Annotated in this window: 21 protein-coding genes and 2 tRNA genes; 15 read left to right on the forward strand and 8 right to left on the reverse strand. The window is 41.4% G+C overall.

All coding sequences use genetic code 11. The features are described from left to right. The first annotated feature begins 20 nt into the window (after positions 1–20). Positions 21–524 carry an amino acid-binding protein gene (locus tag MSWH1_RS05180; protein WP_048126711.1) on the forward strand — a complete coding sequence of 168 codons (504 nt, stop codon included), beginning with the start codon at positions 21–23 and terminating at the stop codon, positions 522–524. 864 nt (positions 525–1,388) lie between these two features. On the opposite strand, the gene MSWH1_RS05185 is transcribed toward MSWH1_RS05180, so the two are convergent. Then, positions 1,389–1,877, reverse strand: coding sequence for a hypothetical protein (locus tag MSWH1_RS05185; protein WP_231585596.1), 489 nt, complete (start codon positions 1,875–1,877; stop codon positions 1,389–1,391). Between the two features lie 683 nt (positions 1,878–2,560). Here MSWH1_RS05185 and MSWH1_RS19875 point away from each other — a divergent pair. Both MSWH1_RS19875 and MSWH1_RS05195 read left to right on the forward strand, forming a co-directional pair. Further along, positions 2,561–2,809: a hypothetical protein gene (locus MSWH1_RS19875; protein ID WP_052723135.1), complete on the forward strand. Its 249-nt coding sequence runs from the start codon at positions 2,561–2,563 to the stop codon at positions 2,807–2,809. A gap of 346 nt (positions 2,810–3,155) precedes the next feature. After that, positions 3,156–3,518 carry a hypothetical protein gene (locus tag MSWH1_RS05195; RefSeq protein ID WP_048126715.1) on the forward strand — a complete coding sequence of 121 codons (363 nt, stop codon included), beginning with the start codon at positions 3,156–3,158 and terminating at the stop codon, positions 3,516–3,518. A 217-nt stretch (positions 3,519–3,735) separates the two neighbouring features. On the opposite strand, the gene MSWH1_RS05200 is transcribed toward MSWH1_RS05195, so the two are convergent. Then, positions 3,736–4,050, reverse strand: coding sequence for a hypothetical protein (locus MSWH1_RS05200; protein WP_048126717.1), 315 nt, complete (start codon positions 4,048–4,050; stop codon positions 3,736–3,738). A 512-nt stretch (positions 4,051–4,562) separates the two neighbouring features. On the opposite strand from MSWH1_RS05200, the gene MSWH1_RS05205 reads away from it, so the two are divergent. From MSWH1_RS05205 to MSWH1_RS05240, 8 genes are all read left to right on the forward strand, one after another. Continuing rightward, complete coding sequence (locus MSWH1_RS05205) at positions 4,563–5,699, forward strand: DUF373 family protein (RefSeq protein ID WP_048126719.1); 1,137 nt, start codon at positions 4,563–4,565, stop codon at positions 5,697–5,699. Between the two features lie 69 nt (positions 5,700–5,768). Next, positions 5,769–6,545 carry an S-methyl-5'-thioadenosine phosphorylase gene (gene mtnP, locus MSWH1_RS05210; RefSeq protein ID WP_048126721.1) on the forward strand — a complete coding sequence of 259 codons (777 nt, stop codon included), beginning with the start codon at positions 5,769–5,771 and terminating at the stop codon, positions 6,543–6,545. Between the two features lie 570 nt (positions 6,546–7,115). Continuing rightward, positions 7,116–9,596, forward strand: coding sequence for a DUF5814 domain-containing protein (locus MSWH1_RS05215; protein ID WP_048126723.1), 2,481 nt, complete (start codon positions 7,116–7,118; stop codon positions 9,594–9,596). Positions 9,597–9,773: 177 nt separating this feature from the next. Further along, positions 9,774–10,172, forward strand: coding sequence for a DUF3467 domain-containing protein (locus tag MSWH1_RS05220; RefSeq protein ID WP_048126725.1), 399 nt, complete (start codon positions 9,774–9,776; stop codon positions 10,170–10,172). Positions 10,173–10,491: 319 nt separating this feature from the next. Then, positions 10,492–10,716 (forward strand): LSM domain-containing protein, encoded by a 225-nt coding sequence (locus tag MSWH1_RS05225; protein ID WP_011034307.1) that lies wholly within the window; start codon positions 10,492–10,494, stop codon positions 10,714–10,716. Between the two features lie 39 nt (positions 10,717–10,755). Further along, entirely contained in the window at positions 10,756–11,145 is a 390-nt protein-coding gene (locus MSWH1_RS05230; protein WP_197074061.1) for an Lrp/AsnC family transcriptional regulator, read from the forward strand. A gap of 210 nt (positions 11,146–11,355) precedes the next feature. Further along, positions 11,356–11,433: transfer RNA gene (locus MSWH1_RS05235), tRNA-Glu, on the forward strand. A gap of 718 nt (positions 11,434–12,151) precedes the next feature. Continuing rightward, positions 12,152–12,229: transfer RNA gene (locus MSWH1_RS05240), tRNA-Glu, on the forward strand. Between the two features lie 233 nt (positions 12,230–12,462). Here the strand turns inward: MSWH1_RS05240 and MSWH1_RS17930 are convergent. Both MSWH1_RS17930 and tnpA read right to left on the reverse strand, forming a co-directional pair. Continuing rightward, on the reverse strand, positions 12,463–13,653 hold the full coding sequence (locus tag MSWH1_RS17930; RefSeq protein WP_082088035.1) for an ISH3 family transposase: 1,191 nt from the start codon (positions 13,651–13,653) through the stop codon (positions 12,463–12,465). 372 nt (positions 13,654–14,025) lie between these two features. Then, the gene (gene tnpA, locus MSWH1_RS05250) at positions 14,026–14,439 is read right to left on the reverse strand and encodes an IS200/IS605 family transposase (protein ID WP_369798579.1); all 414 of its coding nucleotides are present in this window, start codon (positions 14,437–14,439) and stop codon (positions 14,026–14,028) included. Positions 14,440–14,467: 28 nt separating this feature from the next. On the opposite strand from tnpA, the gene tnpB reads away from it, so the two are divergent. After that, positions 14,468–15,580 (forward strand): IS200/IS605 family element RNA-guided endonuclease TnpB, encoded by a 1,113-nt coding sequence (gene tnpB / locus MSWH1_RS05255; protein ID WP_048126732.1) that lies wholly within the window; start codon positions 14,468–14,470, stop codon positions 15,578–15,580. Positions 15,581–15,649: 69 nt separating this feature from the next. On the opposite strand, the gene MSWH1_RS05260 is transcribed toward tnpB, so the two are convergent. Beyond that, positions 15,650–16,561 carry a hypothetical protein gene (locus tag MSWH1_RS05260; protein WP_082088036.1) on the reverse strand — a complete coding sequence of 304 codons (912 nt, stop codon included), beginning with the start codon at positions 16,559–16,561 and terminating at the stop codon, positions 15,650–15,652. Between the two features lie 383 nt (positions 16,562–16,944). Here MSWH1_RS05260 and MSWH1_RS05265 point away from each other — a divergent pair, with 383 nt between their 5' ends. From MSWH1_RS05265 to MSWH1_RS05275, 3 genes are read left to right on the forward strand one after another with little or no spacing between them, the layout of a single operon-like run. Continuing rightward, positions 16,945–17,469 carry a tryptophan transporter gene (locus MSWH1_RS05265; RefSeq protein ID WP_048130242.1) on the forward strand — a complete coding sequence of 175 codons (525 nt, stop codon included), beginning with the start codon at positions 16,945–16,947 and terminating at the stop codon, positions 17,467–17,469. Between the two features lie 3 nt (positions 17,470–17,472). Continuing rightward, entirely contained in the window at positions 17,473–19,017 is a 1,545-nt protein-coding gene (locus tag MSWH1_RS05270) for an ABC transporter ATP-binding protein (RefSeq protein WP_048126736.1), read from the forward strand. After that, entirely contained in the window at positions 19,014–19,799 is a 786-nt protein-coding gene (locus MSWH1_RS05275) for an energy-coupling factor transporter transmembrane protein EcfT (protein WP_048126738.1), read from the forward strand. The genes MSWH1_RS05270 and MSWH1_RS05275 overlap by 4 nt, the downstream gene beginning before the upstream one ends. A 672-nt stretch (positions 19,800–20,471) precedes the next feature. On the opposite strand, the gene MSWH1_RS19880 is transcribed toward MSWH1_RS05275, so the two are convergent. The 3 genes from MSWH1_RS19880 to MSWH1_RS05290 all read right to left on the reverse strand — a co-directional run bounded on the left by MSWH1_RS19880 (position 20,472) and on the right by MSWH1_RS05290 (position 25,495). Then, positions 20,472–22,106: a PGF-pre-PGF domain-containing protein gene (locus MSWH1_RS19880; RefSeq protein WP_052723136.1), complete on the reverse strand. Its 1,635-nt coding sequence runs from the start codon at positions 22,104–22,106 to the stop codon at positions 20,472–20,474. A 1,155-nt stretch (positions 22,107–23,261) separates the two neighbouring features. Next, the gene (locus tag MSWH1_RS05285; protein ID WP_048126740.1) at positions 23,262–24,914 is read right to left on the reverse strand and encodes an AMP-binding protein; all 1,653 of its coding nucleotides are present in this window, start codon (positions 24,912–24,914) and stop codon (positions 23,262–23,264) included. 125 nt (positions 24,915–25,039) lie between these two features. Beyond that, positions 25,040–25,495 carry a thioesterase family protein gene (locus tag MSWH1_RS05290; protein ID WP_048126743.1) on the reverse strand — a complete coding sequence of 152 codons (456 nt, stop codon included), beginning with the start codon at positions 25,493–25,495 and terminating at the stop codon, positions 25,040–25,042. Positions 25,496–25,500 lie beyond the last annotated feature (5 nt).

The following is a 25,500-nucleotide window of genomic DNA, read 5'->3' on the forward strand; positions in this document are numbered from 1 at the left end:
CATTTTAAACTTAAGTTTATATGTGGCAGAAACTACTCAAAAAGTTTGAAAAATATCCTGCTCAGGCAAAAGTGCTTAAACTAATTTTTGAACGCGGGTTCCAGGTGAACGAGGAAGGAAAAGTAACTTCCGGGTCCATTGAGATCGCACATACTCAGCTTGCAAAGGAAGCAGGAGTGGACCGGCGGGTGGTTGATGCGACCACAAAAACCATTATTTCGGACGAACTTCTAAGCACAATTTTTAAAAGTGTTCATTCTATACCTTTTCTCAGGGACGTTGCTCCTTCCCTTGGTCTGGGAGTGATCATTATTATTCCTGAAGATGCTTCTCATGTTGGAATCCTTGCAGAAGTCGCAGGCCTGATTTCCAGAAATAATGTAAGCATCCGCCAGGCTGTATCCGACGACCCCTACCTGACTGACAACCCCAGGCTTACCATCATTACCGACCACAAAGTCCCAGGAGATCTGGTGGATAAAATCCTTGACCTGCCCTCAGTAAAGGGAGTAAGCATTTACTAAAAAACTCCATTTTTACAAAATCCAAGTTTAATGAAAGCTGGACTGGGATTACAGCTTTTTGAGAGTTCCAGCCAGAAGGGGAAAATGCATACTGGACTGGGATTACAGCTTTTTGAGAGTTCCAGCCAAAAGGGGGAAAAAGTAGAGGTTCAAAAAGTCCCGGCTGCGATTTTTCTAGCTTTTAGTTTTACCACTCGATTCTTAGTCCTAGCCATTTAAAGGGTGGGGGTCTTAACAAGAAAACTTACCTCTGCTCCAGGGTAATTTCACCTTTTGCAGCTTCATAAGAATTGTGGTTTTACTTCAGAGGAGGCAGATATGAAAAGATGAAATGAAGGGGATAGGGGGGTTTACTGGAAAACGAAACTAAAAATCCTCTTTCTCTTTAAGCTTTTTTGAAGATCAAGAAAATACCTTATAGGCCGAACTTTTTTCCGTCCAGCGGCCGATAAACGAGGGGGAAAGGAGTGAATAAGGGAAGATGAACCCCCGCCAAGATGAAAGACCCGCTTGATGTGATTAACGTGTCAAAAATTACGTGTGAAGAGTTGTGTGTCAGAAGTTGGCGGGAGCGCAAACAATACATAAAATACAGTTTTATTATTTAATTTATATTATTTTGCTAATAATTGTAAGTAACAAGGATAAGAACGCATTCACAGAAATGGTCTCAAGAAGTTAAAGATTGTTAACCGGGAGCTAAGGATCCATCGCGAAATAGCATAAGTAACTTTTTAGATTGTACTCAATCATCTTCACAAGCAAGCAACTCAATTAACTTCTAAAATAATTATGTGTCACCTAGGTTATTTCGTAACGAGCCCTAAGGGAATAAGAACCGGGGTAAAGTAACAATTTTAATAATCAGAATTTTTGCTCGAGTTCAATAGTTTTGCTTAAACACCTGATTGTCCGATCCGTGCTTTTATGCAGGATAGCTGTCCCTCCTGCTTCTTCCCATTCGCGGATATTATCGGAGTTGTCATCGATCAGGACCTTGGAGGTTCCAGACTGGAGGGCTTTTTCCGGGCGGAAACAGAGGATTGCATTGTTTGCGTATGGTGTTCCGAGTTCTTTTTTCAGCCAATCTATTTTGCCTTTTCTGGCATTAGCCAGGGCAGTCTTTCTTTCCGGATTGGGGAGGGCAGAAAGGATTGTAGGGTGTAAGCCTGAACTTTTAAGAAAGCCATGAAGTTCCTTGCCTCCTGTCAGCCAGTGCATATCAGACCAGAAATCGGCTCCTGCGGCTGTAATGTGCCTCCAGAAACGTTCCTTATCGGCAGTGTACCAGAACATCATGTGTTCACTTAATCTCTCACATGCGCCTGTAAAATCCGTAAGTACTCCATCCATATCCAGAAAAACCTTCAGCCCTGAATGTTGCCCAAAAAAGGGTAAAACAGATATATTGTCTGGAAGAACGGGGTGAAAACTAAGGGAGTTGCTCTGAACCGGACTGCACTGAACAGGATAACCCTGAAAGGAACCATTTTGAGCCTGGCTACTCTGAACTGGATTACTCGGACTATAATCTACAGGAGTTGAGTTGTTCTTTACGGAACTTTTCCTTGTAAACCTGCGCTGATCAACATAATTGGACATGGCAACCGTTCCTTACCTTTTCTGACGGCAAATAGATTCCTACTTACTATAGGGGGTATTATAATTATATTTACTCTTTCTAAATAATATAATTAACTGAAGGGCTCAAAAATGCTAGTAGTGTAAAAAATGCCAATCGTCACAAAATAAGACTAAATGTTAAGATGGGTAGAAACACGAAAAAGGGAAATAAAACAGAAAGGAGCTATTTAGGGTATAGTTAAGTTTCGGATTTTGTTTCTATGAAGAAGCGTAAAACCCCTGAGTCTTTAGTTGAGTGGTAGTTCACACCCTGTTAACCCAATCCATACTTATTTTGTATCAGGTATTTCCCGGATGAAATAAACGTCCTTTTCCTGGAAGACCTCTCCGAAGAATGCCATTACATAGCCCTGATTATCTATTTTCTGCTCCTCTCAGCCAGAGGTCTGACCATGATTCCCTCGACTCTCCTCCTCCTGGCAGGGTTATTGATCTTCGATCCCGTGGAACTTTTTGCAGTAAACATGGCAGGGATACTGAGCTCTTCTACTATAGTTTGCTATTTCTCAAAATACCTGGGTTTTGACGTATATTTCGAAACAAAATACGGCAAATATATCCGAAAAATAAGGGGTGGGCTAACGGACAAAGAACTTCAATTGTTGGCTGGAGTTTTTTTCCGCTCGTACCGACGGATTTGATTGTGTATGTGGCATCGAGCCTTAGAATACCCATTCTCAAATGTCTGCTGGGAGTCTTCATAGGGGAAGCCGTAATTAATACATTTTACATACTTTCGACAACATTGATCCTTAAGCTTTGAAATTTTTTAATCATGGCAAAAATAAGTAGCAGGATTTTCCTGAATATTTTAGTCCTGCACGAAGCTTATAAAATCACACGAACCAGGTAAGTAATTGCTAAATAACGCTCTTCGTATACCTCTACCCATAGTAAGCGAAAAACTTTATACATATCTTTTTATAGATCTTTTTCCTTATTGTATGCCTCTACCCATAGTAAGCGAAAAGCAAAGGATGAGAGCCAGTGAAAAACCATCAGATCTTCTCCTTACTTCTGATTATTATCAGTATTGTTACTGTCATTTCCGGCTGCATCGGAAGTAATGGAACCGGTTCCGATAAATTCAACGAAACTTCGGAAGAGGAAAGCCAGCAGATTGCCGAAACCTATGTCAGAAACCTGGATTTCTACAGGAAATATAATTTAACCGAACCGATCCTTGTAGAAACCGTGACCCTTCGTTGCCCTTACTGCTGGGAGTTCGTCTACAATTTTGATCTTATTTCTGAAAAAGATCCGGATGTAATCGATACAGCTACAGTGACAGTCACAGTGACTGAAGGTGAGGTTGTCGATGTGGTCTATGCTCAGGGAAGCAGGTACTAACTGGAATTCAAACTAACTTCGTGGACGCTGCATCCTTGAGAAAGCCGAAAATGAGGCTAAAGAAAGAGAATAAAGGAAGAGGTTAAGGGAAAAGGGTGAGGGAAGAGAATAAATAAGGATGAAATAAAGGAAGAGGATCAAAAAGAGAAAGTAAAGACGAAGAAAACCTCTACCTTCTCGTCCACTATCTCATCTGTTTTTTTCTTTTAAATTATCATTAGATTTTTTCCATTAATTTTTTGATATCTGCCTTGATATCCGATGCAAGCTTTTTTGCACTGTCTCCAGTCGTGTCAACCAGCTTTTCAACCCTGTCGGTAGTACTTTTTACCTCGTCTTTTACATCAATGGACTTTATTTCCCCGAATAGTGACTTTATTTCCCCATTTATGCTCTTTTCAAGTTTAGAGGCTTCATTCCCTGTTTTTTTTGCAAGGCTGTCAACATCATCCCCTAGCTTTCCAATTTTTCCCTGAATATCGAAACTTTTTTTACCGGTTTCTTTTGTTTCAGTCTCAACTTCTTTTGTCATATAATCCCCTCTAAATATTCAATAATGATAATAGATTTTTCTCGTGAAGAGAGCTTGTTTTTTAGATACTTATATCTCGGCATCCAGAATTATAACATTATCCTTGGAAGTTAAGGTTTCTTCGGGATTTGTAAAAGAATCCTTTTCGGGTAAAAAGCCAGCAGCCGAAATTTATAAAGCGAAGATATACTTTATATAGAGTTCCTGCTATGTTAAAAGGTTTGATCATTTTACAGAATTTCAAGTAGCTTGTGTGTGCAGTTCACTATATAAACTATAAATTGAAATAGTATGCTTGTAAAGAGTAAGAATATTCAACAAATTCAAAGAGTGTATCAGGCCAGGCATAAATTTCCGGAAAGAAGGGGAAAAAATCCGGCGAATATTATAACCACGGCTTCTGTAATGCATTCCCCGGCAAGCCGATAAGTCAGAAACATGATAAGATACATTTTTCAGTAGAGAACTGGATCTCCGGGACAGAATACCTCCATAAAAATGATAGAGGAGACATGCAGACCTTAGTTATATGCATAGACAGGGATAATGACCTGGGCGAAAAAGCAAAAATGGGAACTCCCATAGTAGGGAGGGAGGCAAATGTTCAGGCAGCAGTTGCACTTGGGATTGCTGACCCTGAGGATTCGGACACAAATACGATTTTCGGAGGGATCCGGATCCTTGACGAGCTTCGGGCAAAAGGAGTTGACGCTGAGATCGTCTCTTTTGCAGGGGATAAGAATGTCGGCGTGATCTCAGACCAGAAGATTGCTGAACAGCTTGAACTCTATCTCCAGATGAACGAAGTAAAGGGAGCAGTCTTTGTTTCGGATGGGGCAGAGGATGAAACTCTTGTCCCTATTGTGCAATCTAGAATGAAAATCGACTCCGTAAAACGTATTGTTGTTATGCAGAGTGAAAACCTGGAAAGCACATATTATATCCTTAAGCACGTCTTCAGTGATCCCAAGATATCTCAAACTTTTTTTGTGCCTATAGGTCTTGCTTTTCTTATCTATGCCATCTTTTTGCTTGCCCGCTATCCCGAAGGGGCAGTTGTGGGAATTCTTGCGGCTGTCGGGCTTTACATGCTGTACAGGGGCTTCGGGCTCGATGATATTGTTGCCCTCGAAAAAGAAAGGCTCTGGGATGCTTTTCTTAAGCAGAAGATGGTTTTCATCAGCTACACTGCTGCCCTGCTTATCAGTCTTGTGGCCACTGTATACGGAGCTATGGAGGTATGGAAACTCTACTCTGCAGAAGGGGTCTGGTATCACGGCACCCTGACACTTATTTCGGTCTTCATCAATGTCTCTGTATGGTGGTACGCAGTAGCCCTCCTTCTTGCGGACCTGGGAAAGATTTTCGATCTCAGGATGGATGGCAGGTCCATATATAGAAATGTCTCCATCTCTCTCTTCGTGATCGCAACCGGCCTGCTTTTCTGGGGAGCAAGCACATACATCCTGGCAGCAGCCTCCATATCGGATGGGATCTTAAGTGATCCTTCCCTTGCACTGCAGTACTTCGTATATTCGATTATAATTGCAATCCTCATTGCACTTGCAGGGATTAAATATTCTATGTCAAACCAGACTCTGGAAAACGAGAAGAGAGTTAAAGGAAGAAGAAATAAGAAAATCGCATGAACTTCTGAGAGACCAATCAGTTGAAAATTAATAAGTTTAGCATTAAAACGCGGGAAAGGAGATCTAAAAATGGAGAAGGCAACTGAAATTGCAGAAATTGCAATACTTGGAGGTGTGGGTTTCAGCTCATACAGGGACTGCGAAAGCCAGCAGGTGAAGACTCCCTATGGAGGGATTACCGCATATATAACCAGTATAAAAGGAAGAAGTGTTGCAATAATTCCCAGACATGCCGAAGAAATCCATGTCCCGCCGCACAGAGTTAACTACAGGGCAAACATCTGGGCTGTCCACTCCCTCGGCGTAAAGCGTGTAATCTCCACAAACTCGGTTGGGTCAATGCGAGGGCATCCAGTGGGCAGTTTTGTCGTGCTTGACGATTTCATTGATTTTACCTGCAAAAGGCCCTCTTCCTTTTATGACGATCAAACTGTTCATGTTGATGTTACTGAGCCATATTGCCCTGAAATAAAGGCAGCTCTTAAGTATGCCCTGGGAAAACATGGACTTTCCTATACCGAGGGAATTTATGCCTGTACTGAAGGTCCCCGTTTTGAGACTCGGGCTGAAATCCGCATGATGAGCAAGTTTGCAGATGTTGTTGGCATGACAGGGGTACCGGAAGTAGTCCTTGCAAAGGAACTCAGCCTTTGTTATGCTTCCCTTGCCATCGTTACAAACCAGGCATGTGGGATGACCACGCAAAAATTAACGGCAGATGAAGTCACAGAAGTTGTCGGGAAGGCACAGGGCTCAATTTTCAAAATTCTCTCGGATGCGATTGGAAATATTCCAGAGACCCGGAACTGCATGTGCAGGTTTACAAAGGAAGGAGCCTGCCTTTAATATTTTTTGATGAGTTGAGAGGAAGTGTCAACTGAAAGAAGGTATCAACTGAAAGAAGGTATCAACTGAAAATATAATACTCTCTCTTCAGCCTAACCTCTTTATTAAACCCTCTGCTGTTAACTGAATTTCTCTGTTTAACCTGATCTCTTTATCCAGCTCAATTTCCTATTTAGTTGAACCTATCTTCCAGCTGAACCGAAAATTATGTGTTCTGAAAATCAGGGTTTTTGTTCTCGTGAAACAAACTCTAACAATTATTATATTATATTTAAGTGATAATATCTAAATACGATAGCTTCTATATATGAAGATACATGTAGATGCTCTGAAGAATGTGCTCAGAAAGGCATACCCTGCAAAAAATCGGGTGGTATGCTCTGGAAAACGTTTTCACTTCGGAAGATTTTCTGAAAACCGTCGCATATTTTCCTCTTTATATTTTCCTCTTTAAGTTTACATGCACATCTCAATATCACATATGCTACTGCAGTTTTAGATGGCAGAGTACTATCATTTTTCGAACGCCAAAGGAAGCTTACTTATATCATTCACATATCAGGATAAACAATGACGCTCTGGGTCCTAAGCTATGCTGAAAAATCAAAAATTATAGTGATGAACATAAAGGACCGGATGAAGCAGCCGCTTTCCGTGGCTGAGCTCCATATAAAGGACAGTTATAAAGGTCCACGTCCTCATAAAATCAGGGTTCTTACCTGCAAAAAAAACGAGGAATTCATTCCTCCCCAGCAGTTCATAGAGCTTTTGCGCAGTGCAAACAGGATTATGCTAGCAGAAGGAGGGGACCCTGCAAATGAAGAGGCTTTTCTTGAAATGCTCAAGGGGTTTCAACTCAGTGCAGATAAGGTAAAGATCTGCAAACACTGCTGGATCAATAAACGTTTTAACTTCGTAAATAGCAAGTCAATCAAGTACCACGACGAGCTCATCTGCGCAGACTGCGCAAAAGAAGAATTGCTGCGGGCAGTTCGTTCAGCAGGCGCACAGTACGGGGAAAAATCGGTTGATTTTCTTGAGCAGGTTCTCTCCAAAACAAGAGACCTTGATCGGACAATCCGTATGTTGAGCCCTGAGAGGCTGGACCCTGAGTTCACGCGTTATGACACCATCCGGACAAAACCCACCGAAGCTACGGTCAGGGTAAAGAACCTCCCCCTTGCAAAGAAGTTCAAGGAAATGCTGCTTCTTAAATCAGAAACCCTGCTTCCGGTGCAGGCTCTGTCTGTAGAAGCCGGGCTTCTGGAAGGAAAAAACCAGTTTGTAGTTTCCGCAACCGCAACCGGGAAAACTCTGATAGGGGAGATGGCAGGGGTCCAGAACCTGCTGGATAAAAAAGGGAAAATGCTTTACCTGGTTCCTCTTGTTGCCCTTGCAAATCAGAAATACGACCAGTTTACGGAACGGTATTCAAAGCTCGGGATCATAACCTCCATAAAGATCGGTGCAATTCTTATAAAGACTTCCCAGCGTGTGAAAATGCATACAAGCCCTAATGCGGACATAATTGTGGGGACCTATGAAGGCGTAGACCACATGCTCCGTTCAGGAAACACTGATTTTCTTGGCAAAATAGGGACTGTTGTTATAGATGAAGTCCATACACTCGAAGACCAGGAAAGAGGACACAGGCTGGACGGGCTTATAGGTAGGCTTCGCTATGTGGCGCCTGAAGCCCAGTTCATTTACCTCTCTGCAACCGTTGCAAACCCTGAAGCCTATGCAAAGAAACTCGGAGCCCGGCTTATCCGCTATGAGCACAGGCCTGTTCCCATAGACAGGCATCTCCTTTTCTGCCAGGAAAACGAAAAGGCAAAACTGATTTCCCAGCTTGCAAAAGAAGAGTATTCAATGTTCTCTTCGAAAAAGCACAGGGGACAGACAATAGTCTTTACGAATTCAAGGAGAAACTGCCATAAGCTTGCAGGAGCTCTTTCAATCCAGGCTTCCCCTTACCACGCGGGGCTTTCGCAGTATGAACGAAAAAAGGTGGAAACCATGTTTGCAAAAGGGGAGCTTCCGGTAGTTGTGACCACTGCTGCCCTTGCAGCCGGAGTGGATTTCCCGGCTTCCCAGGTTATATTCGAATCCCTTGCAATGGGCATAGACTGGATTTCGGTCCAGGAGTTCCTGCAGATGAGCGGAAGGGCAGGTAGACCTGATTATCACGATCGGGGCATTGTCGTGCTCATGCCTGTTCCAGGGAAATCCTATTCGAGCTCACAGTCCGATACTGAAGAAGAGGTTGCAGTCAAGTTACTGCAGGGTGAGATGCTCTCTGCGGGAGTCGATTACGGGGAAGCCGAACAGCTTGAAGAGATTCTTGCATCAGTTGCTGTTACTTCTTCGGTCCAGGATTTAAGGAATATCCATTCCCTTATGTTTGGGAGTTTTGAACTGGATAAACTGGTTTCCCGCCTCCAGAGCTACAGATTCCTTGAGAAAAAGGGAAATAAAGTAGCACTTACTCGATTCGGGAAAATTATTGCAGCCCATTTCTTGCCGGTCTCCAAAGCTTTCTTGATTCGAGACGCCGTGCTTGCGGAAAACAGTTCCCTGAAAATTGTAACCAACCTGGAATTTTTCGATGCTGCATACTTCAAGTATTCAAACCAGATCGGAAGCTCTTTGCATGTGAACATGCCTTCAAGGGTTTTTCAGGGAGCAGCCCTTGATATTGTCTTTGACGGAGACTCTCTGTCCCATCTGGATATCAAAATAAGGGAACTTATGCTGAACTTTGCCTCTGATTTTTTAACCTGCACATGCAGGGACTCACCTTATTGCGGGTGTGCAGAACAGAAATTTTCGGAGAAGATTATCCGGCTGCGTATGGAAGGTATGGACCCTTCTCAGATTATTAAGAGATTTGAGGATAGGTACGGCATTTCAGCGTATCAGGGCGATGTTTTTGGGTATCTGGACAATGCGGTACGCAACCTTGATGCTGTGGAACTGATCGCAAGGGTTCATTCGAAAAAGGAAGTCGCAGAAGAAGCAAAGAAACTTAAGAAGAAAGTCCAGGGTTAAAAAATTCATATAAGTTTTTGCAGACAAGTGATTTATAAGTGATGAAGAGGTAAATATTCCTGTTTCTACCGGGAAAAATAGCCTGCAAGGAATAACCTGTCAGTATTATGGATAACTGGCAAAACCAGATCCCGGATACCGGGGTTCTCACGAGAGCAAAGCACAGAGGTAATTTTTATGGCCGAAGATGTTGGATCCAGGGAAAATATTGAAAGTACAGCTTCCAAAAAAGGGAAAAAAAGTATCACAATTGAGTTTATAAAGCCTGAAGACTTCCGGCAGATATATGCAATAGGAGCTGCAGGCGGGCACAGTCCTTACGATTTCAGGATAGGTTTTTACAATGACACCCCTAAGATGTTCGGGGATGCCTCCGAATCCAGGGTTATCGAAAGGCGTGTTGAAACCGAAGTGATACTTTCTCCGGTTGCAGCTCTTGAACTGAGCCGCTGGCTGACCCAGCACATAAATGAGTATGAATCCGTTTTCGGGCCCATTTCAAGAGCGATCCCGAGAATGACCAAAAAAGAGCCCGCAAAAGTTGACGAAAGCACTGATATTCAGGGTTATATCTAAGTTCAGGTTACTCGTTTTAACCTGTCTTAACTCTTTGAGGTTTGAGAGGCTCTTAAGGCTCTCCTGAGACTCCCGGACATCGATGGTTATATATCTCTGAAAAGGGTATGTAATTTCAGTTTTCTTAAAAGCCGGTGGAGTGACGATTCGGAATGGTTTTTCAGTTGCTGGCAGGATGCAGCTGATAAAGGCAGCAGGCTTATTGTAAATGTGTATAATGCCCTGACATAATTTGCTCTGTGCCGGCTTTGGAATAGGAAGCAGGAACCCGGGAGTACGGGGAACCGAAAATCCAGAATAAATCAGCGAGGGTTTAATTTTGTTCCCAAATAAAAAAGTTCAGAAAATCGTTGGATCGCGGATCCAGGTAGAAATGAAAGGCGACCTTAATTTGCTTGAAGGCACTCTAAAGAGTGTGGACGACTATATGAATCTTCATCTTGTTGATACGATGGAGATTGTAAAAGGGGAAAAAGTCCGTTCCCTTGGTTCTGTAGTGCTTCGGGGCAATAATATCATACTGATCACTCCTGTAGAAGACTGAAACGTCTGAAGAAGGAACCTCATTAGTGTGGAAACAGGCATGGATCTTGAAGAAGAAGCATACAATATAATAAGAAGACATAAAGACGGCGTTTTCCAGAACGTTATCTGGAAAGAGCTGGCTATCGATAGCAGGAAGTGCTCCAGGATCGTAAAAAAGCTTCTGGACAAAGACCTTATTATCCGTGAAGTGGGGGTCTCAAACGGAGCGAGGACATACCTCCTGAAAGCAAAAGAGGAGGTTAAAGAGAAATATGACCTTTTGCTCTCCGGGGACATGTTTTCATCCTGTACTGGCTGTACCGGGGACTGCGAGCCCGAATACTGCGGAAGACTCAGTGAATGGATCGGAAACCTTATGGTGGAAGACACTGAAAAATCTGGAGAAGCCGAAGAAGATATGGATATCGAAGCCGAAGATGAGGAATAAATTAAAGAAAAAATCTGAAAAGAAAAGTTGAAATAAACCAAAAACTTTGATAATGTCTAAAGAGGCCTGAAATATTTTAAGAGATCTGGAATAATCTTAAATAAAGCCTCTTCAGGAATTCTCTGCAACCGATATCTATTTATACTGGAAACCCTTATTGAAGATCCCCTTCGATAAGGGAAATAAAGTTCACTTAAGTACAGCCAAAATGCTCCGGTAGTGTAGTCCGGCCAATCATTCCGGCCTTTCGAGCCGAAGACTCGGGTTCGAATCCCGGCCGGAGCACCATACTTTTATTAATTGCTCGGAAAACTTTTTTATAATTATTTCAATTATTTCCATTTTTCGATTTCTACTTCTCTTACCATTTTTCTTACCTTCTCATTATATATTCTATTTTTCTTTTTGTTGTATCTTTTTACCTTCTCATTATACCCACTTTCCGCAGTATTTTTCGTATATTCATTATTTTTCTTGCTATCGATTTTTGTCCTAACGTGAATTTATCGGATTTCTATGCAGGAGTTAAAAATGGCTATACGGTATGTTCAGAGACCAAAAAACTTAGTATTCAATTTTTATTCAAATTTCAGTTTGGGTATATTAATTGAGAATTTTTGAAAAACGCTATCGGAAAAAATATTGATTTTCAAAAAAATACTGCGGAATGTAGGATTATATATTCTATTTCTCTTTTTGTTGTATCTTTTCCTGTTTCCTTTTCTCTTTACTTTCATTTGACTGTTATCGTATCTTTGTTACTCTAGTTTGATTTGCTACTTCCTCTCTGCTACTGCGCTTCCCTAAGTTTCAGAGCCCTGAAGGGGGTTCTAACTAAATATTTCTCAGCCAGTTATGGAGTGCCTATTAAAGAATTGCAGCCATTGTCCTGGATATAGACCGGATAAACTGTGTCTGATCGGTAAACTGCACAAAAAGCTCGCAGAGAAGGGACAGATTTATATATTACCAGGTATATTGTTGGTTTCGCTGTGAGATACAATGTGCTCCGGTAGTGTAGTCCGGCCAATCATTCCGGCCTTTCGAGCCGAAGACTCGGGTTCGAATCCCGGCCGGAGCACCAAATTCTAACTCCTTTTTCTAATATGTCAGTAGTTCCGATCAGGCTTACTTCCGAATGACAAAAACATATTGATTTTACTTTTTACCCACTCATTTTCAAAATATTTTCTATTACTGGTTAGAGTTTAAAATTCTTAATCTATAATTTCCACTAACAGTTCTCAAAAAATAATTTTTTATCGAGTGATTTTATAGCATAAGCTATTAAGTTAGCAATTTTTAATTCAATACAAGTTATATTGTAGTTAATCGAGTGCGTAGCACTCGATTTCGTTCTTCATTAAACCATCTCAAACATTCCAGTAACACCTTAACTGGAATAAAATTCAGCGATTTTAGCCCATATCTAACAGCTTTGTTTATGTCTTCATTTATTAATGATTTTAGCTCATAAGCTGTAATTTCGATAACTGACTTTAGCATATTTAGAACATTGTACATGATGCATTGAATAACAAAGAACAATACTCTTGCTACTGGTGATTTTGTACATGTTCGTATCTTGAAGTCGTTTTTCACTCTATAGCCAGTTTCTATGTTCCATCTTTTTCGGTATTCTTCAGGAATTGTCTTTTCAAATTTCTCAGTTGATTCTGCCTCTTTGTTTGTAGCAAACAGGATGTACTTTTCCTTTTTATCATCATATATTGCCACAATATTGAAGGAAGGTCCTCCTTGCTTAAATTGATATTCAAAAATTACTGAAGTATTTCCCCATTCTTTTTGATGATTTTTAAGTTCTCTATTGATAACCTGATTTGATTTAGCTGCTATAACAAAATTGACTTTAAGTTCATCTAATTTTGAAATCACAGCTCTATTACAAAATTCCTTGTCAAGGTATGATGTCCCTGTTTTTACACCTATTGCCTTAAGTCTTTCGAATAAAGATTCGATGAATAGAGAATAATTCTTGTTCAAACTATTAATGTCGATTACGTCAAGTGTCAAGTGAGAAGTTCCAATTATATCCAGGGTACAAAACGATTTACCCCACGAACTGCCATTCTTTGGTTTTATGCCCCTAATTCCGGGAGTATTTTTGTCTCCATAAAATGGAACATCATGAAAATCAATAGCTATGTCATGAACAGTGTTTTCAAGTTTCATCATCTTGAAAATCTCAAAATTCATTTTTCTGAAAGCAGAAAGAGTATCTTCAATATTATTGTCTTTGATGTAATTGAAAATAGTATCTGCTGAGGGGATTCTTAAGTCAGGATTTTTGCTTTTGAGGTCATTACTTGCAGATTCAAGAGAGTTTGTAGAAAATGTTGAGGCATGTAATAACACGTTTAAAATGTCCTGACATTCATAATTTGCAGATTCTGGCAAAGTTATTATATCATATTTGCGAAACAATTCAGAGGATACAGCCATCAAGCTGGCTGTATCTATGGCCATGGAGTCGTTTTTGGTTGGCATCACAAACGAATTCCATGGTTCATTAGATCTTTTTTTCGGTAAATCATAAATATTTGATGACTGCCAAATTCAGCATTCGGAACTTGGGTTATTCGGAACTACTGTATGTTTTAAATTCTTTTTCTTATATGTTTCTGTGTGATGTGAAAAGTAGATTTTTGGATATTCCCATTAGAATAGTCTTAAAAATTATTTTTCATTAGAATAAGTTGTGAAGTTAAGTTGTGAAGTTAAAACTATGTCTTAAAAATTGCATTCAATTTTCGCATTCTATTTATATATCTTTTTTTCTCTGCCTGAAATTAACATCCGATTTATATGAAGAAGCGTAAAACCCCTGAGTCTTTAGCTCAGGGGATATAAGCGTCAACTTCAACCCTGATTTCGTATGTAATATTCTGCCGCCTCTTTACTAACATTTCCGATAGTAGACGCAAAATAACCATCACTCCATAACGTATTCTCACCCCAATAATACTTTTTCAGATATTCTTTTTGAGTTTTCCATAACCTGTTAGTATATTCTTGTTTCAATTTTCTGACAATTGACAAAACGCTAACTTTCGGTTCACTCTTGATCAAGAAATGAATATGGTCTTTGTCAGTTTCCATTTCAAGGATTTCAAAGTTAGACTCTTTTGAAATGTCAATCATAATCTGTTTGAGTTCTTTGCTAATTGGTTCAAGTATGACTTTTCGGTATTTGCAAACAAAAATAACATGATACATTAWCAAAAATTTGCTATGATTCCGTGTTTCATACTTCRTATTTAYCAARAAGTAYATRTGTTGTTAAAGCATATWATRCCTTTGTATGATGCAAGCGTTCAAATTTAGACTCTATCCTACAACTACACAAGCTATTCAATTGAATCAGCATATAGGTAGCTGTAGATTTGTCTATAATTGGGCACTTGACCAGAAAATTAAAACTTATGAGCAGACAGGGGAATCAATTTCCAGATTTGACTTAAACAAATTAATTCCTACTCTAAAGGCTTCTAATGAGTGGTTAGGAGAAGTTAACTCTCAATCATTACAGGGGATGACTAAGCAGGTTGAATCCGCTTTCACTAGATTCTTTAGAGAGAAAACAGGGTTTCCAAAGTTCAAATCAAAAAAGAATCCGATGCAGTCTTTTCCTGTACCTCAACACTACACTGTAAACTTTGAAAATAATACTATCAAGCTTCCTAAAATAGAACCAATTAAAGCAGTTCTTCACAGGAAGTTTGAAGGAGAGCCTAAAACGGCTACGGTATCAAGGACATGTAAAGGACATTACTACATCAGTATCCTTGTTGAAGATGGAAAAGAACTTCCAGTAAAGGAAGCTTTTACAGAATCAACAACAGTAGGAATTGATGTAGGTATCAAAGACTTTGCTGTCCTTTCAACAGGAGAAAAGGTTGAGAATCCAAAGTACTTGAAAAACTCTCTTAAAAGGCTCAAAGTATTACAGAAAAGAGTCTCAAGGAAACAGAAAGGCTCTAAGAACAGGGCAAAAGCTAAACGAAGACTTGCTGTACTCCATGACAAAATAACAAATCAGAGAAATGACTTCCAGAACAAACTCTCTTTTAGACTTGTTAGTGAAAACCAAGCTGTAGCTCTGGAAACTCTAAATGTTAAAGGCATGGTTAAGAATCATCACTTAGCACAGGCTATAAGTGATTCTGCGTGGAGTAGTTTTGTAACAAAGTTGGAATATAAGGCTCAATGGTTTGGAAAAACCGTCCTGAGAATAGGACAATTTGAACCCTCTTCTAAGCTATGTAGTGTGTGTGGATACCACAATAAAGAGCTTCAACTAAAAGACAGAGAATGGATTTGTCCAGACTGTAAAACCAAACACCATAGAGACATTAATGCCGCTATCAATATCAAAAAATTCGCTCTCATAGATCAGAATCTAATTGGATTATGACACCGTAGGGACTACGGGGATGAGCTTGGGGACTTGCCCTCAATATTTTGTCTATCAATTACGGTTTAGTCAATTTCTCCTAAGGATACGCTGGTGGAACTCCTTTATTTCCTGAATTCTTTCCAGGTTCTGTTCTTCATCGATGACTCCTGCTGTACTTAGCGATTCCAGTGTCAGCTTCCCTGCGGCACCAGCAGTTTCCATTCCATATTCCAGCGCAAGGATCCGAAGGGTTTCCAGAGCCCACACAGTCTGGACAAGTGCACTTTTAGATCCTTGCTGTGAAAGGTCCTTTCCCAGCTTTTCAAGGGCCCGGATCACATCCTCTACCTGAGATTCGTTTCTTTTTCTTACAGCAGCAATACCCAGTTCCTCAAGGAGGATTGCAGCCCCGACCGCACTATCCTCCAATTCCTGCCCGGCTGAAGAAACCCCTATTTCTCCAAGGAGATTTATGGCAGCAGCCAGGGTTTCAGAGAGATTTTTTTCCATTGCTCTCATGGATAACTGCATAAGATATATCTCGGAAAGGCTTGCCAGAACCTCCATTTTTTCCCTTGAAGAGTTTTTCCCGAAGTTTCCCAGGCATTCAGCTGCATTTCTTGCCACAGCATCCATACTTTTTCCTGCAAACTCCAGGGCAAGATTCCCAAGACCAGAAAGTGCTTTTAATGCAAGAGACTCTCTTTTTTGAGCTACAGCCTCAACAGCTACTTCTCCAAGAGAGTGGACTGAGGCTATGGATGCTATCTCCATTCTTTTTTCGGCGGTCACCCTGCCTATATCCCCCATAGCAATTATCAGAGCTTTTGCATCAAGCTCGTATTCTGCAGTAATATCCAGATGTATCAGATGCACTGCAAAATCCCTCAGGCTGCTAAAAGCATCCACCACCCCTTTAGCGTCTCCATCGTAGGCTTTTCTGAATCCCTCTTCAATCATCCTTATTTCCGCTAGCTCACGTTCCTCCACTGAAGACATGCAACACCCCAGAATAGTCTTTGTTAATCTTATGTTCTGTCTCATGATGAGTTTTCCTATTAGAACCATTTTCTTGTCGGAAACTCTTCATGGCTGTATGAAATTCTTCGGGCTGTGTCTAAAACCGGAGTATTTTATGGACAGATATGGACAGGCGCGGAAAAGAGTGGAAAAGAGCGGAAAAAATTGCAAAAATACTTGATAAAGCGTAAAGTACATATACTAATGTACATTAGTATACTTTGTTGTACTATAATGTAGACTAAGTTTGTTATGTTTAATCAATTTACTATGATTAACTGATTTATGAGATTTAATTGATTTGTAGTATTTATGAACTCAGGAAAGTTCTCCTGAAAAACTGATGTAGGAAGATGATTTTTATGAAATCTCAGGATATTGCTATTGTTGGAATTTTGCTCGCAGTCGGCGCAATCGTGCGCTATTTATCTCTTGTTATACCGGGTCCCATAGTCTCGAATCTCGTAATAGCCTTTTATTGTCTTGCAATTATCCTTGTCATACCCAAATTCACGGAGGTCATAGGGATAGGAATTGTAGCAGGCATCGTATGTGCTCTTCTCAGCCATTCCATTTTCCCACCTGCAAACCTTATCAGCGAACCGATAGGAGCAGTCACATGCCTGTTCACATATAAATCTCTCAGCAATAAGCTATCGGTCTCTCCGGCCATTTCAACCCTGCTAGGTACCCTTTCCAGTGGGACAAGCTTTGTAATCGTTGCAATGCTTCTTATTGCCCCTACAATCGTGTCAAAGTTTGAGACCATGGGAGCTTTTGTAGGTGCTGTAATCCCTATCGTCGTATTAACTGCAATTGCTAACGCAGTCATTGTCCAGATCCTCTATATTCCTGCTTCAAAGGTACTTGCCCGGGGGAAAGCATAAATCATGATCAAACTCAGGAACTTCTCGTATACCTACGGAACAGCAGAAAGCCCTGCGTTAAAAAATATAAATCTGGAAGTCCGGAAAGGAGAACTGCTCCTTGTTACGGGGCACAGTGCAGCCGGAAAAACCACCCTTGCCCTTGCAATGGCAGGCATCCTCCACCACGAAATCGGGGGCAAAATTAAAGGGAGCATCAGCTTCAAAAACAGGGATATTAAAGAATTCGATGGCATGAAGGAATTGAGCCGGCATATAGGGATGGTTTTTGATGATGCGGAGTCTCAGCTGATCTTTACAACCGTTGAAGAAGAAATCCTTTCAGGACTCGAAAACCACGGTCATCCGGAAAAAGAGATTTTAAGCAGGTTAAAAGAGGCAATGGAGTTCTGCGAAATAAGCCATCTAAAAAACAGGGCTCCTCACACACTTTCCGGCGGGCAAAAGCAGAAAGCTGCCCTCGCCGCAACCCTTGCCCTGGATACGGAAGTCCTGATCCTTGACGAAGCTACTGCCGAACTGGACTTGCAGGCAGTCCGAAAGGTATTTTCTGTCCTGAAGAGTTTGAAAGAAGCCGGAAAGACGATTATAATCGTAGATCACAATATCGAGGACTTCCTTGAAATAGGGGACAGGGTCGTGCTTCTTGAGAAAGGGGAAATAAAATCCATAAAAAGCCCCTCGGACTTTACCGCAAGCTCTTCAGAGCTGACTTCTACAAATCTTACAACTTCTATGGATTTTACTTCTACTTCAGCTCTTACAACAAGCCTTTCCATTACAAGAAAAGGCGACCAGCCGATTATTTCTGTAAAGAAACTCACCCAGCGCTATGGAGAAGTCCTTGCGCTTGACAGCGTTGACCTTGATATCTACCCTGGGGAGCTCATTGCCATTCTGGGGGAAAACGGTTCTGGTAAGACTACCCTTGTGAAACATTTCGACGGTCTCCTGCACCCTTACTCCGGAGGGGTGACCGTAAAGGGACTCGATACCTCTACAGTTCCTATAAACGAGCTTGTGAAGCACACTGGTCTGGTTTTCCAGAACCCGGACAACATGCTCTTTGAAGATACCGTTGAAGCCGAAGTCAATTTCGGGCTGAATAATATTGGAGTAAAAGGGCCTGAAGCAACAAGGGCAATCCTCCATTCCCTGGAGCTTGTAAACCTGAGTGAAAAGCAAAAAGTCTTCCCCCGCCACCTGAGCCGAGGAGAAAGGCAGAGACTGGCTGTAGCCTGCGTAATTGCAATGAAGCCTGAATTGATAGTGCTTGACGAGCCCACCACAGGGCTGGATGCCGAAGAGTCCGACAGGATGATGCAGCTCATGCGAAGGCTCCAGCAGGAAGGCCACACAATAGTCATGGTGACTCATAACCTGCAGATCGTAAGAGACCATGTAGAAAGGGTCATTCGTATGGAGTCCGGAAAAATTGTGGAAGATTCGGTCAACAGGAAATTTTCCGGCAAAGAATGTTTCAGTAAAGAATGTGTCAGTAAAGAATGTTTCAGTAAAGAATGTGTTAGAGGAGGCACATGCGCATGAAAGAGATTATGCAGTACATAAACAGGGACAGTTTTTTACACCGCATGAACCCGCTTTCGAAGATCGCTGCAGTAACGGGCATAATAGCCCTTGGCGTATTCACAACAAACCCCGGAGTTCTGGCTGTTATGGTGCTGGGGATTTTTCTGGCTTCCTTAGGAGCCGGGCTCCAGCAGGAACTCCTCAAGCAGCTGAAACTCCTGGTTTTCCTGAGCGTCACCCTGGTCCTGCTCACAGTCTTCACCCTGAAAAGTGGGGAAACGGTCGGTTACTTGATCCCTGCCGGTATCCTTACAGCCGGAGGGCTCTTCCCTGTCACAACCGGCGCCCTGGACTTTGGAACCGTCCTTTCCTTCCGCTTCTTTGCAATGCTTTTTGCCTTCCAGCTTCTGGTGGTCACTACAAAGCCAAGTGACCTCATGAAAGCCCTCCTGGCAATCCACGTCCCTGTGGACTACGTGCTTATGTTCGTAATTGCCCTCCGCTTCATCCCAAGTCTCCAGGTCGAAGGTCAGCGCATCCATGAAGCCCAGCTCGCAAGGGGCTATAACCCCGGTAAAGGCCTCCGCGGAAAAATAATGAGCGTAAAGCCGATCCTGGTACCCCTGGTTGCAAATTCCCTCGGAAGGACCCAGGTGCTCGGCCTGACCATGGACATGCGAGGCTACAGGAGCCGGCAGAGCATAGAGGAAAATCAGCTTACTTGGAATAAGACCGATATAGCAGCTGTGGGCTGTGTGGCTGTTATGGGGCTTGGAGTGGTGCTGGGCGGGTTGATGTAAGTTCGTCCCGATTTCTCGATGAAACATAGAGAAACCTGCAAAATCTGACGAAACCGCAGAACAGAAAGAAACTGCAGAAAATAAGAAAATCATCACAATCCAAAAAAGCGAAAAATTGGGAGCAAAGTCTTCAACTTTGCTTCCTTAAAACCGGAAATCCCAGTAATCCCGTAGTTGAAAGCAAAGCTGTCACCAGCAATACTTTTTTCATGCTTTCTAATATGTCTGAGCCAGCCTATTCGGCTGTTGAAGCTTCAGACGAATAGATATGTTATCCTTTGCCCCCGAAGTTTCTCCGGACATCTCTGCAATGCCGCCCAACCACAGGAAAAAGGATGAAACACAAATCACACAATGGTGAAAAATCAGGAAAGAATCCGCTCATACTAGAATATGAATATATACAATATGTTATATAATCACGAGATATATTTTTTTCAGATAGAATTTCTGAACCAAAAATTATATTAATCTACTTTTGGGTGTTTCCTGATTAACTGTCTGGTTTTATTCTATTCAGAAATTCCTTTAAATGGTATCTTCCATTTTTTACTTTCCAAGCGTTTAGCACTGTTTGAGCTTGCTTTTGACATTCTAAACATCAACGCTACTTACCAAATCCAGAGAAAGGACTAAAAATAATCAAAAAAGAGAAAAATAGGAAGCTAAACCTTAATTTCGCTTCCTTGAAATCAAATAGCCAGCCAGAATTACTGCAGCAAGCATAAACACTGGCAGCAATACTTTTTTCAAGCTTCCTGAATTATTCTCCCTGGTTGCAGAACCGGTAACATCAGATTCTTTCTCACCTGAAGCTTCGGAAACGACCTCGGAATCCTGATCTTCGACAGAATTTGCCAGAGCACGATAAGTGCTTTCTGGATCTTCTTCCGGATAAAGGGCCATTATTGAAAAAGTCGAGAAACCGGGAGTATCTGCTTCATAATAGACATAGTCATCATCTTCACCGGTCTGGCTGGTAGAGAGTTCGTCCCAGTTTCCGTCATCAAACTTCCAGAGTTTGACAGAAGACGAATCAACGTCATTTAATTTAATCCAGGTTTTTTCGACCTTGAAGCCGACAACTGCGTTTTCAATATTATCCGGGCTTGCAGTCCCTTCGTTTCCGACCCAGATATTTGTATTTTCGTAAACTTTCCCGGAGGGCAGTTCCGTTACCAGGGTGGATTTTTCTTTAAGTGTTTCAACAATGGTTGTGGTCTTTCCGGCGGTCTTTTTTGGATCGAATTCAATGTAAGCTATTGAGGTTGCATTTTTTGTGAATACGAATTTAGCATGGTTACCGTTGCTGATAAACTGCTGGGCGAGTTCTTTTACCTCAACATTGCTGGCAGGTTCGGGAGAACCGCCGGTTCCTCCACTGGAACTGGATGAAGATGAACCCGAAGATGAAGAGGTCGTGGAGCTTATAACTTTAAATATCCTTTCTTCTTCGTTATTCTCCTCATTAAACTCGAAGAATTGGTCCTCTGAATCCACAACTACCTTTAAGTCCATGCTTCCCGAATTGGTTGAGATCCAGTTAAATGTGAAGAAAGTTGTCGAACCTGCTTCAAGCCCGGAAACCGGGATAAAAGATATTTCATTTCCATTCAGGTAGCATTTTACATTGCAATTTCCAGATGACGCAAGACCTACATTCGTCAGCGTAACTTTAAATGTCACGTTTTCATTTTCATGGGGATTTTCCGGTTCCCAGGAAATGTCCTCGATTATCAAATCGGGATAGCCGGATATTCCAATCGATTTTTTGTAAACATACCAGCCCTGCTGGTCCACATCATCCGAAATACTGGGATACCTCTCATAATTCCCGGTTGCGTCATTCTTCAATGCCGCCCTGACCAGGAATACAACCTCATCGGAGCCCTTATTCGGCTTGATCTTCAGGTTGAGAGTTTCATTTTTCCCTGTTTCCCAGCCGGATTTTACCAGGCCGACAAAAGGGTATTCCGATGAATCGATTTCTATTCCGTCTTTTCCTTCTATCGAACTTCCGCCTGGATAGAGTTCTACACTGTCCCCGCTCCCTTCCATACTCAAGATTTCCTCATTATTCGGAAACGCGACAATAATATGGCCTTCACTTGATTTTTCTCCGTTATTTTTTGTTGTTACGGAGATAGTAGCGTATTCATTATTGTAGAGTTCTCCCTCTATGTAGACAGCTGCACCAATGGTTTCAGAAACCACGGAATCTATGACGTCTGTTTCGGAAAGGTCGATATCTACATTGGCAAGTTTAACATCTGAGTTTGTTTCAGATGCTGCAGTATTATATGGCATCAACAACAAGAAAAACACCAGCAAGAAACACGATAAATTCTTATATATTTTCATAACTCCTCCCCTCTAAATATCTATCCAAAAGATCCAGTATTAAGAAGATTCTCAATGTTTCATTAGTAAATAATATTCAAACAACCATATAATTTAATGGAAATGTAACTCCTAATTATAATTATGAAACAAAAATTATCTAACTAAAAAAATTATAAAAATATGATTTTTTGAAAAGAAGAGTTGCGAATTAAAACCTTATTCATTTCTACTGAATCAATTTATCTTCCATTAAAAGTTAGATTGACAAAGCAAAAGAAAACTTTCGAAACAGGCTATAAGCGATCAAAAAATTCTATTAGTGTAACGTTTCTATACTGTTATGTGTGAAGTTTGGTCAATGTATCAAAGGACTTATATATCATAGAATAGTAAAATAATTATTAGAAAGATTATCAGGGGTCAATTAAATATCTGGGGAAATTCTATAACTGAAAATATCAATAGTGGATTTTCTGTCTGTACATGCAATATGATCTGTACATGCCATATAGTTGTAATGTACATGCTATATGAGTTGTAATTTGTTTAAAAAAGTTGGGTTTAAAAAAGTTGGGTTTAAAAAAGTTGGGTTTAAAAAAGTTGGTTGAAATAGCAGGTATTGGTGATTGATTGAGAGCCCTTTATTATAATCCCCTGGGCCCTCAATCGTATGAAACCCCCTTTAAAGAATACTCCCACATATTCTTTACACAATTGTAAGAGAAAGCAATAAAGATTTGCTGTTGGTTGTGGTGATTGATTGAGAGCCCTTTATTGTGATCCCCTGGGCTCTCAACCGGATGAAACCCCTATTGATGAATACTCCCCAAGTATTCTATTTACAAACACGCACTAATGTGCTTCTCTTACAATTACAATCCTTCTAATGCTGAAATTCTATATATAATAAATTATGTTAAATATTCAATGATTTATTAATTTTGTTTGCTTATTGACATTTGATCGAGGCATTATTTTCTTATTTGCTGAAAATTTTAGTTAACCTCTAAAACATAGATAACTTCTAATTTTTTAATCCAATTAAAATTTTCAAGCAAGCAAAACATGGACTAAACTAAAAATAAAAAAGAAATCGACCCAAAGGTCGATAGTACTAAATTAGTTGCCGTTTGTCTCCCTATTTTTCAGAAGCTCCACAGCCAGTTCTTTGAGCTTGTATTTCTGGATTTTGCCGCTTGCAGTCAGAGGGTACTCATTTACTATGAAGACATGTTTTGGGACCTTATAGCGTGCGATCTTGCTTATAGCATAGTCCCTGATATCGGCTTCCGTGAGGTCTGCACCTTTTTCGAGAATAACAAAGGCTCCTACTATTTCCCCATATTTCGTATCAGGTATGCCAACCACCTGGGCATCTTTGATACCGGGCATGAAGTGCAGGAACTCTTCAATTTCCCGGGGATAGATATTCTCCCCGCCCCGGATGATCATGTCCTTTATGCGGCCAGTGATTCTGTAGTAACCTTTCTCGTCACAGGTCCCAAGATCCCCGCTGTGCAGCCAGCCCTCTTCATCAATTACTTTTTTTGTTTCTTCCACCATATTGTAGTAACCCTTCATGATATTATATCCACGGCAGCAGAGCTCTCCTACTGTGTTAGTGGGCACTGGCTCATTTGTAGATGGGTCAACTACTCTGACTTCAACGCCAGGGAAGCACTTGCCTACAGTCTCAACTCTGAGTTCCACGGGGTCATCGACAGTTGTCTGGGTCATTCCCGGAGATGCTTCCGTAAGCCCGTAGACGCTGGTGATCTGGTGGCAGTGCATATCTTTTACGACTTTTTTCATGGCTTCCACAGGGCAGGTAGAACCAGCCATGATCCCGGTTCTCAGGGAAGAGAGGTCGAACATATCAAACATGGGGTGGGTGTACTCGGCAATGAACATTGTAGGTACGCCATAAAGTGCGGTACACTTCTCTTTCTGGATTGCAGCAAGCACCAGGAGAGGATCGAAAACCTCAAGCATAACAAGCGTTGCCCTGTGGGTCAGGATAGCCATAACCCCGAGCACGATTCCAAAACAGTGGAAAAGAGGTACGGGTAAGCAGAGCCGTTCTTCGTGAGTGAACTTCTGGCGGTCGCCTATGGAGAGCCCATTGTTCAGGATGTTTTTACTGGTCAACATAACTCCCTTTGGAAAACCGGTCGTTCCTGAAGTATACTGCATGTTGACTACATCATCTCCACTGACACTTTCCATAATCTTCTTGAGTTCGTCATCTGGATAATGGCTGCCAAGGAGCATCAGCTCATTGGTATTGTACATACCCCTGTGCTTTTCCTGCCCAACATAAATTACGCTCTTCAGGAATGGAAAATTTTTACTTCTCAGGCGCCCTCTTTCAGAACTCTTGAGCTCCGGGACCAGCTCGTTAATAATTTCAAGATAATCAACGTTCTTGAAACTATCGATAAGAGCAAGTGCTTTCATATCTGACTGTTTAAGCACATACTCAACTTCATGGCTCTTGTATGCTGTATTTACCGTAACAAGCACTGCTCCTATCTTTGAGGTGGCAAACATGAAGGTAAGCCAGTCAGGGACGTTCTTTGCCCAGATTCCTACATGGTCTCCTTTTTTTATCCCTATCGCAAGTAGCCCTTTTGCAAGGTTGTTTACCCTTTCATTGAATTGGCCATAAGTAAAGCGCAGGTTACGGTCAGGATAAATGATGAATTCGTGGTCAGGGTCTACAGCTACCTGTTTTTCAAAGTATTCTCCAAGAGAATCTTCTGTAAGATGCATGGTTTCAGCCTCATCTTCTGGACTATTACTTTCAGAAACTACTTTCAGAAACTACTTTCTGAAACTTTCGGCTTATGAATGGGGTTTTTATATCCTGGCCAGTCAAAGGCGTTTCTGAAGTATATTTAAATTGAGCAGGGAGAATCCGTATCAGTTTTTGCGTCCTCCGGGGACGCGTCCATTGAAGGGAACATGTGCCTTTTCAGGACCTCGCGGATAGAGTCTGGAAGGGGGAACGCTTTCTGGAGTTTGAAGTCATAATAAACCAGTACCGCCTGGCCTTTGGCCTTGAGTTCCCCTTCCTGCCAGGCTTCATGCCCGACAGTAAAGGAACTGTTCCCGATCTTTGCAATGAAGGTCCTGATCTCCACATCGGATCTGAAATACATCTGCTTCAGAAAATCAAACTCAGTTCTTACAAGAATCAGGTGCCACACATCAGGACTAAGGATAAGGTCCGGGGAGAAAAGCCTGAATATGGAGTTTCTTCCCGTTTCGAACCAGACCGGAAGGACTGTATTATTTATATGCCCGAGACCATCGATGTCTCCAAAGCGCGGACTAACATTTATACTGAACATTTTGG

The sequence above is a fragment of the Methanosarcina sp. WH1 genome (assembly GCF_000970005.1).
Taxonomy (GTDB): Archaea; Halobacteriota; Methanosarcinia; order Methanosarcinales; family Methanosarcinaceae; genus Methanosarcina.